This window comes from Flavobacterium sp. PMTSA4 (assembly GCF_032098525.1).
GTDB lineage: Bacteria > Bacteroidota > Bacteroidia > Flavobacteriales > Flavobacteriaceae > Flavobacterium > Flavobacterium capsici.
Genome location: NZ_CP134890.1, coordinates 701,677 through 715,854 on the forward strand (window position 1 = coordinate 701,677; position 14,178 = coordinate 715,854).

At 33.5% G+C, this 14,178-nt stretch carries 14 protein-coding genes; 10 read left to right on the forward strand and 4 right to left on the reverse strand.

What is annotated here, in order from left to right; translation table 11 throughout:
- Nucleotides 1–79 precede the first annotated feature (79 nt).
- Complete coding sequence (locus tag RN605_RS03335) at nucleotides 80–1,942, forward strand: mucoidy inhibitor MuiA family protein (protein ID WP_313322212.1); 1,863 nt, start codon at nucleotides 80–82, stop codon at nucleotides 1,940–1,942.
- A gap of 61 nt (nucleotides 1,943–2,003) precedes the next feature.
- On the opposite strand, the gene RN605_RS03340 is transcribed toward RN605_RS03335, so the two are convergent.
- Entirely contained in the window at nucleotides 2,004–5,429 is a 3,426-nt protein-coding gene (locus RN605_RS03340) for a methylmalonyl-CoA mutase family protein (RefSeq protein ID WP_313322214.1), read from the reverse strand.
- A 148-nt stretch (nucleotides 5,430–5,577) separates the two neighbouring features.
- Between RN605_RS03340 and RN605_RS03345 the strand changes: the two genes are divergently transcribed.
- Nucleotides 5,578–6,285, forward strand: coding sequence for a DUF4197 domain-containing protein (locus tag RN605_RS03345; protein ID WP_313322216.1), 708 nt, complete (start codon nucleotides 5,578–5,580; stop codon nucleotides 6,283–6,285).
- Between the two features lie 171 nt (nucleotides 6,286–6,456).
- On the opposite strand, the gene RN605_RS03350 is transcribed toward RN605_RS03345, so the two are convergent.
- From RN605_RS03350 to pyrF, 3 genes are read right to left on the reverse strand one after another with little or no spacing between them, the layout of a single operon-like run.
- Nucleotides 6,457–7,257, reverse strand: a complete 801-nt coding sequence (locus RN605_RS03350; RefSeq protein ID WP_313322218.1) for an ABC transporter substrate-binding protein — start codon at nucleotides 7,255–7,257, stop codon at nucleotides 6,457–6,459.
- An 11-nt stretch (nucleotides 7,258–7,268) separates the two neighbouring features.
- A complete protein-coding gene (locus RN605_RS03355; protein ID WP_313322219.1) occupies nucleotides 7,269–7,766 on the reverse strand; it encodes a hypothetical protein in 498 nt (165 codons plus the stop codon).
- Complete coding sequence (gene pyrF / locus RN605_RS03360; protein ID WP_313322221.1) at nucleotides 7,763–8,581, reverse strand: orotidine-5'-phosphate decarboxylase; 819 nt, start codon at nucleotides 8,579–8,581, stop codon at nucleotides 7,763–7,765. Before pyrF ends, RN605_RS03355 begins: the two co-directional genes overlap by 4 nt.
- A gap of 171 nt (nucleotides 8,582–8,752) precedes the next feature.
- On the opposite strand from pyrF, the gene RN605_RS03365 reads away from it, so the two are divergent.
- The 8 genes from RN605_RS03365 (at nucleotide 8,753) to RN605_RS03400 (ending at nucleotide 14,178) form a co-directional block, all read left to right on the forward strand.
- Nucleotides 8,753–9,397 (forward strand): porin family protein, encoded by a 645-nt coding sequence (locus RN605_RS03365; protein WP_313322223.1) that lies wholly within the window; start codon nucleotides 8,753–8,755, stop codon nucleotides 9,395–9,397.
- Nucleotides 9,398–9,494: 97 nt separating this feature from the next.
- Nucleotides 9,495–10,055 carry a helix-turn-helix domain-containing protein gene (locus tag RN605_RS03370; RefSeq protein ID WP_313322225.1) on the forward strand — a complete coding sequence of 187 codons (561 nt, stop codon included), beginning with the start codon at nucleotides 9,495–9,497 and terminating at the stop codon, nucleotides 10,053–10,055.
- A gap of 12 nt (nucleotides 10,056–10,067) precedes the next feature.
- A complete protein-coding gene (locus RN605_RS03375; protein ID WP_313322226.1) occupies nucleotides 10,068–10,514 on the forward strand; it encodes a response regulator in 447 nt (148 codons plus the stop codon).
- Nucleotides 10,511–12,712, forward strand: a complete 2,202-nt coding sequence (locus tag RN605_RS03380) for a PAS domain-containing protein (protein ID WP_313322228.1) — start codon at nucleotides 10,511–10,513, stop codon at nucleotides 12,710–12,712. Before RN605_RS03375 ends, RN605_RS03380 begins: the two co-directional genes overlap by 4 nt.
- A 153-nt stretch (nucleotides 12,713–12,865) precedes the next feature.
- A complete protein-coding gene (locus RN605_RS03385) occupies nucleotides 12,866–13,300 on the forward strand; it encodes a hypothetical protein (RefSeq protein ID WP_313322229.1) in 435 nt (144 codons plus the stop codon).
- A 32-nt stretch (nucleotides 13,301–13,332) separates the two neighbouring features.
- On the forward strand, nucleotides 13,333–13,488 hold the full coding sequence (locus tag RN605_RS03390) for a lmo0937 family membrane protein (RefSeq protein ID WP_313322231.1): 156 nt from the start codon (nucleotides 13,333–13,335) through the stop codon (nucleotides 13,486–13,488).
- 20 nt (nucleotides 13,489–13,508) lie between these two features.
- Complete coding sequence (locus tag RN605_RS03395; protein WP_313322233.1) at nucleotides 13,509–13,778, forward strand: YtxH domain-containing protein; 270 nt, start codon at nucleotides 13,509–13,511, stop codon at nucleotides 13,776–13,778.
- A 22-nt stretch (nucleotides 13,779–13,800) separates the two neighbouring features.
- Nucleotides 13,801–14,178 (forward strand): hypothetical protein, encoded by a 378-nt coding sequence (locus tag RN605_RS03400; RefSeq protein ID WP_313322235.1) that lies wholly within the window; start codon nucleotides 13,801–13,803, stop codon nucleotides 14,176–14,178.

The window sequence follows — 14,178 nt, forward strand, 5'->3', positions numbered from 1 at the left end:
AAATTAATTTATTGCTTTATCAAAGTAAGAAATGACTATAATTTATTTACATTTGATAAAATTCAAACAAAATAAATTTATGAGAGTATTTATTTTACTGTTACTGAGTTCGGTTAGTTTTTTTGCAACCGATATTAAAACAAAAGCCAAAGTAAAAGAAGTTACGGTTTATACTTCGGGAGCACAGATTAGTTCGGAAGTTGGGACTACTATTCCTAAAGGTGCTTCAGTGGTTCGAATAACTGATGTTTCGCCGTTTATTATAGAAAATACTATTCAGATTAATGGTTTGAAAGAGGTTTCTATTTTATCTATTGGGTTTGAAGTAGCAGCCTATCCTAAAAAGGTACTTTCGGAGAAGATAAAAAGTTTGGAAACTGAAATTGCTTCAAGACAAAGAGAAATTGCTTTGCTTCAAAATACTATCAGAGGACTGGAAGAAGAAAAGTCTATCCTTAGTTTGAATAAAAATTTAGGAAGCACGCAACAAGCGGCTACTTTAGAAAAAATTCTTTTGCACTCGAAACACTACCGAGAGCGTCTTCCTGTTTTGGAAATGGAAGTTTATGATACAAACAAAAAAATTGCAGGATTGAATGAAGAGTTGCGATTGAAACAACTGGAGTATCAAAAAACTCTTGGCGATGCCAATGAAAACAAAGGAGAAATCATTTTGAAATTTGACAATCCCAATGAAGCGGTTTCATTAAATTTAGGATTAAAATATTTGGTTACTGGTGCTGGCTGGGTTCCTTCGTATGAAATTAAAGCTAAAAACAGTAAAGATGGTTTGGACTTTTCATATAAGGCGCAAGTATATCAAACCACGGGTGAAGACTGGAACGATGTTAAACTTACGCTATCTACCGGTAATCCAACGTATAATAATGACAAACCAACTGTTGAACCTCATTATTTGAACTTTATTAATCCATATAGCTACAACGGTTCAAGCGCTTATGACAAGAAAACTAACTTTGTTTATAACCCTATGGTGAAAACTGTAACAGGTGTTGTTACGGATAAAATGGGACCACTACCAGGAGTTAATGTTATGATTAAAGGAACCAACGTTGGCACACAAACTGATTTTGATGGCCGCTATACTATTAAAATAGAAAAAGGTCAAGAATTGGTATATTCTTTTGTTGGAATGGAGAACTTGTCGTTACCTATCTATAGTAATACAATGAATGTATCGCTTAAAGAGAGCTCAACATCTTTACAAGAAGTTGTAGTTGTTGGTTATGCTACAAAATCAAAAAGGGTTGATGATAGTTCGATTGAAGCTGATGAAGAAGTTTTAACGGGTACTGGAGATGAAAAGGAGATTATTATGAACACGGTTACTTTTAAAATTAAGAAGTCCTACTCTATTCCGTCGTTGGATACGCCATCTATTATAGAGATTGATAATTTTTCGATGCCGGCTGAGTTTGAATATTATACTGCGCCGCTGTTGAGCGAAAGCGTGTATCTGACTGCTAAAGTAAAAGACTGGAACAAATATGATTTACTGCCGGGTGATGCGAGTATCTATACGGAAGGTAGTTATGCTGGAACTACGTTTTTAAATCCATATCAAACTGAAGAAGAGCTTGTAATTTCTATGGGAATGGACAGTAATTTGATTGTTGAAAGAAAACAAGTGAACAACTTGAAAGCAAAATCATTATTAGGTGGAACCCGAATTGTTGACCGTAATTATGAAATCACGCTGCGCAACAATAAGCCGATTGAGGTTACTGTGAAAGTATATGACCGTATTCCTGTGAGCCAAAATAAAGAAATTAAAGTAGAGAAAACGACTGTAGACAATGCGGACTTTGACGAAAAAACCGGAATCCTGTTTTGGCAACTTACACTGCCAAGCAAACAGTTGGTTAAAAAACAATTGGGCTATCAAGTGAAATATCCTAAGAGTAAGAGAGTGAATCTTTAAATATATTGGAATAAAAAACCTCACATCGCTGTGAGGTTTTTTTATTATCTAGTATAACTTATTACATATTTCTTCTATACTGTCCGCCTACTTCAAACAAGCCCGAAGTGATTTGTCCGAGTGAACAGTATTTGGTAGCTTCCATTAATTTTTCAAAGATGTTTTGGTTTTTGATGGCAGCTTCCTGTATGATGGCAATGTGCTCGTCTTCTTTGCTGGCGTTGGCTTTGTGAAGGTTGTGTAGCGTTTGTATCTGGAATTGTTTTTCTTCTTCGGTAGCACGGATTACCTCAGCTGGTAAGACTGTTGGCGAACCTTTAGAACTCAAGAAAGTATTTACCCCAATAATAGGAAACTCGCCGGTGTGTTTTAGCATTTCGTAGTACATACTTTCTTCCTGTATCTGGTTGCGTTGGTACATGGTTTCCATAGCACCCAGCACGCCGCCACGTTCGGTAATTCTATCAAACTCTCTCAATACGGCTTCTTCTACCAAGTCGGTTAGTTCTTCAATGATGAACGAACCTTGTATTGGGTTTTCGTTTTTAGCCAATCCTAACTCTTTGTTGATAATCAACTGGATTGCCATAGCACGACGCACTGACTCTTCGGTTGGCGTAGTAATCGCTTCATCGTAGGCATTCGTATGCAGCGAATTACAGTTATCATAAATGGCATACAACGCCTGTAGCGTGGTACGAATATCGTTGAAGTCAATTTCCTGTGCGTGTAGCGAACGACCAGAGGTTTGGATGTGGTATTTCAACATTTGTGCTCTTTCGTTGGCTCCGTATTTGTTTTTCATGGCTTTTGCCCAAATTTTACGTGCCACACGACCAATCACGGCATACTCTGGGTCGATTCCGTTTGAGAAGAAGAACGACAAATTAGGTCCGAACTCGTTGATGTTCATGCCACGGCTCAAGTAGTATTCTACATAAGTAAATCCGTTAGCCAAGGTGAACGCCAATTGGGTAATTGGGTTGGCTCCTGCTTCGGCAATATGATAGCCCGAAATAGAAACCGAGTAGAAATTACGAACGTTCTTTTGGATGAAATATTCCTGAACGTCACCCATTAATCGCAAAGCAAATTCGGTAGAGAATATACAAGTGTTTTGTGCCTGGTCTTCTTTTAAGATATCGGCTTGCACGGTTCCGCGCACTTGCGAAAGGGTTTTTACTTTAATATCGTTATAAATATCTTGTGGCAATACTTGGTCGCCCGTAACACCCAAAAGCATCAACCCTAGCCCATTGTTACCTTGTGGCAAGTCGCCATTGTATTTTGGACGAGGCACGCCTTTTTTCTTGTAGATTTCGTTGATTTTCTCCTCTACTTCTACCTGAAGGTTGTTCTCGGTGATGTATTTTTCGCAGTTTTGGTCGATAGCCGCATTCAGGAAGAATCCTAACAACATCGGCGCAGGACCATTAATGGTCATGGAAACCGACGTCATTGGATGCGACAAATCGAAACCAGAATACAGTTTCTTAGCATCATCCAAACAACAAATTGAAACACCGGCATTACCGATTTTTCCATAAATATCCGGACGTAAATCAGGATCGTTACCGTATAACGTTACACTATCAAAAGCGGTAGAAAGCCTTTTTGCAGGCATACCTAACGACACATAGTGGAAACGACGGTTGGTTCTTTCTGGTCCGCCTTCGCCGGCAAACATACGTGTTGGGTCTTCGCCTTCACGCTTGAACGGATACAAACCAGCCGCAAAAGGAAACTCACCTGGAACGTTTTCCTGTAAGTTCCATTTCAAGATATCGCCCCAAGCCTGGTATTTTGGTAACGCTACTTTTGGGATTTGTGTATGCGATAAACTTTCGGTATGGGTTTGAATTTTGATTTCTTTGTCACGCACTTTGAAGCTATAGACTGGGTTTTTGTATTTGGCTACTTTATCGCTCCAATTCAAAATTACTTCCCAGTTGTAGGCATCCAAGTCCATTTTTATTTTGTCGAATTGTTGTACTAACAATTCCAAGAATACTTTGTTGTCTTCGTTGCGGTTTAAACTATCTTCAACTATACCCGCTTTGTCTAGCTGTGGTGCTTTTCTGTTAACCGATTCAATGGTTTTGTAGATTCCGTATAACTTTTGCGCTACTTCTACCTGCGTTAACACCACTTCATCATAATGGCGGTTGTTTTCGGCAATCTCTGATAAATATCGGGTTCTGTGTGGTGGAATGACGAAAATCTTCTCGCTCATCTCACGGGTGATTTCAAACGTAGATTTTAAATCGGCATTGGTTTTCTCTACCACTTTATCCATGATGCGTTTGTATAACGTATTCATCCCTGGGTCGTTGAATTGAGAAGCAATGGTTCCGATTACCGGCATTTCATCTGGGTTTACATCCCACAGATTGTGATTGCGTTGGTATTGTTTTTTTACATCGCGAATGGCATCCAAAGCACCGCGTTTGTCGAATTTGTTAATCGCTACCAAATCGGCAAAGTCTAACATATCTATTTTTTCTAATTGGGTAGCAGCACCAAACTCTGGTGTCATTACGTATAACGAAACGTCTGAATGTTCTAAAATTTCGGTATCGCTTTGCCCAATTCCCGAAGTTTCTAATATAATGATGTCGTATCTAGCGGCTTTCAATACCTGAATGGCTTCGGCAACGTATTTAGACAATGCCAAATTAGATTGACGCGTAGCCAGCGAACGCATATACACTCTAGGATTATTAATAGCGTTCATACGGATTCTATCGCCTAATAATGCACCACCTGTTTTACGCTTTGATGGGTCAACCGAAATTAAACCGATGGTTTTTTCTGGGAAATCAATTAGAAAACGACGTACTAATTCGTCTACCAAAGACGATTTACCAGCACCACCTGTTCCGGTAATTCCCAAAACTGGAATGTTGGTTTTTTCATTTTTCTTATGAATAGCCTCTAATGTTTCTTTGGCTACTTCCGGGAAATTCTCTGCTGAAGAAATAACACGAGCAATTGCCGTTGGATTTTTATCTTCCAGATGATTGATTTCACCATTAAGTTTATTACCAACAGGAAAATCAGATTGTTGCACTAAATCATTAATCATGCCTTGTAATCCCATAGCACGACCATCATCGGGAGAATAGATGCGTGTAATTCCGTACTCTTGAAGCTCTGCAATTTCACTTGGCAGAATTACTCCACCACCACCACCAAAAATTTTGATGTGTCCTGCTCCTTTTTCTTTCAGTAAGTCGTGCATGTATTTAAAATACTCGTTGTGTCCGCCTTGATAAGAAGTCATGGCAATAGCATTGGCATCTTCCTGAATGGCGGTGTTGACTACTTCTTCCACACTGCGGTCGTGACCAAGGTGAATTACTTCGACACCAGTTGCCTGAATGATGCGGCGCATGATATTGATGGCGGCATCATGACCATCAAAAAGAGATGCTGCAGTAACGATTCTTACTTTATTTTTAGGAATATAAGGAGTTTGTGGTTCCATTTTAAGAATATGATAATTTTAAGTGCGCAATTTACGGATTTATTAAAAATTATCTAAACAAAGCATGGCATAATTTTTGGAAGTTTTAAAGTATTATTAACATCAAAGTTTATTCGTATTTTTAACTTTGAAAACTAAATATACTACTATGAAATACATTTTTCTTTTCCTGTCGGCCTTTACTTTTGCAAGTTGCGCTGAATTACAACAAGTTGCCAATCAATTTCCGGAGTTAAACCAAAATGGCACTTTAGATATCAGTGCTGGTTTGAAAGAAGCTTTGAACAACGGAATCAGTAAACAAGTATCAAAATTAACCGCAACCGATGGTTTCTTTAAAAATGAAATGGTAAAAATTCTATTACCTGAGGAATTACAAAAAGTAGATAAAGCTTTGAGAAATGTTGGAATGAGCAGTTTGGCTGACGAAGGATTGAAAGTGTTGAACCGCGCTGCGGAAGATGCTGTTAAAGAAGCAACTCCTATTTTTGTGGATGCGGTTAAAAACATGTCGTTTACGGATGCAAAAAATATTTTGATGGGAAGCAATAACGCTGCAACTACTTATTTACAAAATACAACTTCAACGGCGTTGTATGCTAAATTTAATCCGGTGATTAAAAATTCGTTTGCTAAAGTTGGTGCTGATAGAGTATGGAGTTCAATTATTACCAAATACAATTCGCTACCTTTAGTAAAAGATGTGAATCCTGATTTAACCGACTACACTACTAATAAAGCTATGGAAGGAGTATTTAAAATGATTGCTGTTGAAGAAGGAAACATCAGAACGAATATCAGTGCTAGAACTTCTACTTTACTTCAAAAAGTGTTTGCAATGCAGGACAAAAAGTAAATAAAAAGTTAAGATAATTTTTTAGTAATCAATAACATAAGTATAACATAATCTTAACATCAAAATGAAAACAGGATACCTATCTTTGTAGAATAAATTTGAATTTGAATTTATATCATTTTGGTTAAGGTTAGTTAAAAACCCGATTCTTGTCCCTTAGAGTCGGGTTTTTTATATTTTGGAATGTAGCTGTTTGAAATAAGAGAATGCTTTAACCAATCGGCTACCGTACCAAGAGAACATTTCGCCATCTACGAAAATTACTTTAGCATGGTGTGTGAATCGTCCCAATTCAAAAGCGTGGTCGTCCGTAAACGGAAAAGGCTCGGAAGACAATAAAACAATATCAGGATCGCCTTGAATGCGCATTTTTTGAATAATCACTTCGGGATAACGTTCCTCTCGATTGGTGTAAATGTTTTCGAAATGATTTAATTTCAGCAACTCATTGATGAACGTATTTTTTCCTGCAACCATATAAGGATTTGCCCAAATGAAATAGGCAACTTTTTGAACCTGTTTGTCTTTGATGAAGTTTTGAAAATCAATCAGCGCATGGTTTGTCTTGTCTATCCACTTTTGTGCTTCTACTCTTTTGTTGAACAGCAACCCAAAATCGGTTATCATTTGAAGATTGTCTTCGAGTGTTATTATATCCGTAACCCAAACCGGACAGATTTTTGATAACGCTTCAACAATTTCGGGTGTGTTTTCTTCTTTGTTGCAAATGATGATATCAGGTTGTAACAATCTGATTTTTTCAACGTGTACTTTCTTGGTTCCGCCAACAATCTTTTTTGTGGATTTGAAATGAAATGGATGCACACAGAACTTCGTTATTCCCACTATATCATCTTCCAAACCCAAATCGTATAATAATTCGGTTTGTGAAGGTACCAAAGAAACAATTCTTTTAGGTGTTAATGTAAAAGAATGTGAAGTTCCGAGTTGGTCTGTGAAGGTTTTAGACAAGAAATAAAATTTTATTTATTAATAAATTTTGCGATTGCTTTATTGTTAGTTAGTAGTAACCAACCAAAAATTATGTTTATCACTTTAGCAAAAATCCAGAAGTAATCTGTCTTTCTATCAAACACTTCTACATTTGATAATTTTGATTTAAACTCATTCAATATATCGAGAATGAATTCAGATAAAAAATCTATTATAAGCCACAAACCAATTATTGCTATTGAGTATCTCAAAAATGTTTCGAAATCTGTATTTCCTAGAATTATTTTATCATCATCAAAACCTTTGTCTAAACCTAAAAAACCGATTATAAAATCTGATTTAAAAATTAAAAGATAAGTTAGTCCAAAGCAAACAAACAATGAAAACAATAAAACTAATATTAAATCAAAACTTATATTAATAACCAAATTTGTAATATTCCAAGGAATTACTTGAAACAGGGTTACAATCAAAAAGTATAATCCAAATACTTTTAATACAATTCTAAATAAGTCTCTTTTTGTCATCTAGCTTTAATTATTTCTTCCATTTCTTGTTGCAGTTTCAAAGCTTCTACTCTAGCCTTTTCGGCAAAGTCAACTCCGTTTGAAGCGTAAATGATTCCGCGTGAAGAATTAATCAGTAAACCAATATCATCGTTCATTCCGTAAGAGCAAACATCATAAAGGTTTCCTCCTTGAGCGCCAACGCCTGGAACTAACAGAAAACTATTGGGTACAATTTTTCTAATCTCGGTAAAATATTCGGCTTTTGTAGCGCCAACTACATACATTAAGTTATGAGCATTTTTCCAATGCTTTGAAGTTTCAAGCACTTGCTTGTAGAGTTCTTTACCGTCTGTTTCCAGTGTTTGAAAATCAAACGCACCTTCATTGGAAGTTAATGCTAACATGATAGCATGTTTGTTTTCGAAAGCCAAAAACGGTTCTACTGAATCTTTACCCATATAAGGCGCAACTGTTACACTATCGAAATTTAAATCTTCCAGGAAAGCTTTGGCGTACATTGTTGATGTATTGCCAATATCGCCGCGCTTTGCATCGGCAATGGTGAAGATTTCAGGATATTTTTCGTTGATGTAATTAATCGTTTTTTCGAGTGATTGCCAACCTTTCAATCCATAGGCTTCATAGAAAGCAGTATTTGGTTTATAAGAAACACACAAATCATGCGTGGCGTCAATAATGGCTTTGTTGAATTCAAAAATTGGATCTTCTGTTTCAAGAAGTTGTTTTGGTATTTTATTCAAATCGACATCTAAACCAATGCATAGAAAGGATTTTTTCTTGTGGATTTGTTCAATAAGTTGTTGTGTTGTCATAGTGTTGCTTGTGTGGCTTCAAAGTTACAATCTTTCAAAGTTTTCTACTAATTCCTTTGAAAAATAATCTTCGTTTCTAAAAATTGTATAACTATTTGAAAAATTGATATAACACACTTGGGCATTAGTTGTTGGATATTTGTAGTATAAATAATTATAAAATTAAAGACTATGAAAACAGTAACATCAAGAATAGGATTAGTAATAGTATTGTTTTTAACAACAATTTGCTATTCGCAAGAAACTAAAATTGATAATGACGACAGAGACCAAATGCGATTTGGATTTAAAGCAGGAGTTAATTTTTCTAATGTTTATGATGAGGAAGGAAATAATTTTGTTGCAGATGGAAAAACAGGATTGGCAGCTGGTGTATTCTTATCGGTTCCTTTTGGAAAAGTTATAGGATTTCAACCTGAGCTGATTTATTCGCAAAAAGGATTTAAAGCCACAGGAAGTGTTCTTGGATTTGATTATGACTATAAAAGAACCACAACCTATTTGGACATTCCCTTATTATTACAAATAAAACCATCGAGTAATTTTACCTTACTTGCTGGTCCGCAATTCTCTTATTTATTGGAAACTAAGAATGAATTTAACAACACTTCCAATACAGTTGAAGAAGAAATTAATGGTGATAATTATAAAAAGAATATTTTCGGGTTTGTTGTTGGTGCCGATGTTAACCTTGACCAATTTGTAATTGGCGGAAGATTGGGTTGGGATATCAGCAAATCAGACTCAGATGGTAACTCAGATTCGCCGAGATATAAAAATCAAGTGATTCAATTAACTCTTGGTTATCGATTTTAATTGAAATAGACTGAATTAAAAAAAATGAAGTAAAAAGTAAATGGCTTCATTTTTTTTTAGAATTATTTATCTCTAAATTTACAAGAAAGAAACCTTTATGAAAGCTTTTATAAAATTTGACATTAACATAGTAACCAAAAAATTATTAGAAGATTTATTAAAACCTTTTAATATCAAATTTAGAGTAATTGGTTTTGGTGAAATTGAATTTTTAGAAAATGTGTCTCAGCCAAAGATTGATGAAATAACATCAATTTTAAACGAATATGGCATTGAGATTATAGAAAATCAAAAAAGTATTTTAGTTCAAAAAATAAAAGATACTATTACCGAAATGGTGAATAGTGAAGAACCTTTGTCTGTAAAAAGTTCTGTTTATTTAGCAGATAAATTGAATCATAGCTATGGTTATCTTTCCAATCTTTTTTCTGAAGTAACCTATACTTCTATTGAGAACTATATTATTATTCAAAAAATTGAATTAGCTAAAAACTTAATCATAAACAACCAATTGACATTGACCGAAATTGCTTTTAAATTAAATTATTCGAGTGTTGCGCATTTGAGTACTCAATTTAAAAATATCACCGGAATCACACCTTCTGCTTTTCAGCGAATATTAATGAAAAGAAGAGAAATGTCTATTAAAAACCTTTAAACCTAACATATTATGCAAAAAGAATTTATAACCATTGCGCTTGCTGATGATGATGAAGATGATAGGCTTTTCTTTACCGATGCTTTTGAAGAACTAAAAATAAACACCAATGTTACTACATGCAACGATGGTGTTGAACTAATGGAATATCTTTTAAATCCTGATACTATTTTGCCAAACATTTTATTTTTGGATTTAAACATGCCTAGAAAAAATGGTTTTGAATGTTTATTAGATATTCGAAAAGAAAAGAAATTCAATGATATAGCTATTGCTATTTATTCTACCTCTTCAAGTGAGGAAGATATTGAGAATACTTTTGTTCATGGTGCTAATATTTACATCAAAAAGCCCAGCGATTTCAATACTTTAAAAAAAGTACTCTCTGAAGTTGTAACCCTAAATTGGCAATACCATACTTCGGGACTAAACAAAGAAAACTTTTTACTAAGACTATGATTGGAATATTAAATACTTTCAAATCAAGAACATTTTTAAACATAGCATTTGTTATTTCGCTAGCAAGTATATTTTTTACGGCTTCTATTACTTATAAACACATTGAAGAATTAAACAAATCTTCGGAACTAGTGATGAAATCGTATGAGGTAAAAATCAACCTTGAGCGATTGATGTCTGAGTTAAAAGATGCTGAAACTGGATTTAGAGGTTATTTATTATACAAAGACAAAGCCTTTTTAGAACCTTACAACAGTTCAAGAGAAAATGTTGATAAAGCATTTTTAAGAATTAAACGATTGACTAAAGACAATCAAACCCAACAAAAAAATTTACATGAGTTATACCGATTAATTGCCATCAGGTATTCCTATTTTGATGAAGATCGTGAAGATGAAACGAAGTATAAATATCAAAAATATTATGTATACAATAGCAAGAAAGCCATGGACGACGTTCGAAAAAAAACGGACGAAATGGGAAAACTTGAAGACTATTTATTACTGAAAAGAGAACAATACTTTAAAGACACTTCGTTCTACACTCCTTTTTATGCGTTGTTAATTATATTGATAACCTTATTTTTAATTGTAATTGCCTACATTAGAATCAACAGAGATTTACTGCGATTAAGAAAATCAAATAATCGATTACTTGTTATTAATGAATCTCAGAAACTTGCCGAAATAATAGGGAAATTTGGTATTTGGGAAATAAATCTTGAAACAAAAAAATATACTTTCTCTGATAATCTTTATCGAATATTAGGATATGAACCACAAGAGTTTGAACCAACTCTGGAAGACTTCTTAAAAAATATTCATCCCGACGATTTAGAATATGTAAAAGAAAAATCGGCTAAAATACTTGAGCAAAAAGAATTACCATCCTATACTTATAGAGTGATAAAAAAGAATGGAGACATTCGATTTTTTCATGCTTCGGGTATTATGATTCAAAATAATTTTGGTCAAAACATACTCGTTGGAACAACGCAAGATATAACTGAGCAGCAAGAGTATACCGAAAAAATTAAAAAAACAAACGAAGAACTCTTTGAAAACAATAAACAGTTAAAAATCTATGAAGAATCCAGTAAACAAGCTGAGATTTTAGGTAATTATGCAAGCTGGACTTTTAATTATGAAAAAGAACAATTTACCTATTCTGACAATAAGTTCAGACTTTTAGGATGCAAACCACAATCGTTTGAACCAACTATTGAAAATTTTGTTGAATTTGTTCATCCTGATGACAAACCAATATTTTTAGAAGGCTACAACAACATCCTTAAAAAAGAAAACCTAGAAACCATTAACTACCGAGTAATCCGAAAAGACGGGAAAGTTCGATATTTCAGGAAAAATGCAAAATTATTTATCGATTCTCATGGCAATAAAAATGTTATTGGAACTACACAAGACATTACTGATGATGTTGTTAAAACCATTGATTTGAAGCAAAAGAATTTAGAATTAGAGCGTTCTAATAAAGAATTGATTGAATTCAATTATGCTGCCAGTCATGATTTACAAGAACCGCTCAGAAAAATTCAAACCTTTATATCAAGGATTAACGATTCAGAAATTGAAAATCTTAGTGAAAAAGGAAAAGAATTCATGGAAAGAATTGTGAATGCTGCCACAAGAATGAGAATTCTAATTGATGATTTATTACAGTATTCCAGAACTAATAAATCGGATGCTTTATTTGAATCTGTTGATTTGAATGAAATACTTAGTAACGTAACACAGGATTTATCAGAATCAATTTCAGAAAGTAAAACAGTTATAACCATTCCTAATTTGCCGAAAATAAAAGCAATTCCGTTTCAAATTCAACAGTTATTTATAAATCTTATTAGTAATTCTATTAAGTATAAAAAACCAACGAAAAACCCAATTATCAACATAGAATACAGTAAAGTTAAAGCCAAAAATGAAAATATTGGAGACGAAACTAACACTCAATATCATAAAATAGTTGTTACTGATAATGGAATTGGTTTTGATCAGGAACATGCTGAAAAAATATTTTTGCTTTTCAATCGTTTACATGGTAAAACAGATTATCCTGGAACTGGAGTTGGATTAGCAATTTGTAAAAAAATTATAAGTAACCATAATGGTTATATTCAGGCTATTGGTGAAGTTGATAAAGGAACAAGTATTATAATTCATATTCCAGTTGATTTATAAACTTTTAGCCTAAATTTTTATTATAGAAGTCCCATTTTTCGATGGGATTTTTTATTTGAGAATAATTATATAACAATTGAAAAAAATGTTATAACACAAAAAGGTGATAGATGAGTGAACTTTGTAGTAAAGAAATTCAAAAACAATATCGCTATGAAAAATTTATCTCTCACAATAGTTTTAGTCTTAATGACCGCAACTATATCTGCTCAAGAAAATTCTACCGACTTTGTAAAAGCAACCGTTGAAAATAATGAAATAGTTGCTATTGAATCTAACGTAGAAACTGCCGATACCGATTTAGAATATAGATACTATTATTTCCCTAACATGTATGCTTATTATGATTTAGAAACTAAAAACTACATCTACAAAATAAACAACAAATGGGAAACTAATTCTGAATTACCACAATATTATGGAGGTTATTCGCTTTTCAAAAATGCAAGAGTTCCATTAAAAAATTATTATGGAGAAACTCCACAAGAAAACTTGAAAGAGCACAAAAAACAATACCCTTACATAAAAAAATCTAGAATGGCTAGATCATTATATGTAGACAACAAAACAGCACTATCAAATATATAACAAGAAAAATTAACTTTTAAAAATTAGAAATCATGAACAACTTATTATACACCGTAGCAGTTATTTTGGTTATACTTTGGGCATTAGGCTTCTTTGTTTACAGTTTTGGAAACATCGTACACCTATTATTAGTAATCGCAATAATTGCAATATTATTGAGAGTCATTAAAGGAAATAAACCAATATAAATTAATTAAAAAAAGAAAATATGAAAACAAGTAATGTAGTATTAGGAATAGTTGGCGGATTGGCCGCTGGAGCAGTTTTAGGAATTTTGTTTGCACCTGATAAAGGAAGTAACACAAGAAAAAAAATTGCAAAAAAAGGAAGCGATTTAAAAGATAATTTGAAAGACGGTTTGAATGATTTGATGTCTAACGTTGAAAACAAATACAAAGACTTATCATCAAAAGTATCTGAAACAATAGATAAATCTGCAGAAAACCTAGAAAAAATAAACAGCGAGTTAAAACGCTAATCAATAAAATCAAAAATAATTAATGGAAAATATAGCAGAGAATATTGAAAAACTATATGAAAAAGCAGAGCGTTATTCTAAAACAACCTATGAGTTGGTTAGACTTAACACTATAGATAAAACATCAGATATTATCTCTTCGCTTGCCATAGTTATAACAATACTTATTATAGCTGCTATTTTTACTTTATTTATAAACATTGGAATTGCTCTTTGGATTGGACAAGCTTTGAACAGTAATGCGCTTGGGTTTTTTATAGTATCTGGCTTTTATATTATAGTTGGCATTATTGTATTTATTAAAAGAAATGAACTGATAAAAATTCCGTTAGATAATTTAATTGTGAGCAAACTTCTAAAGTCAAAAATGGATGATAACAATTCGGAAACTAAAAATTAA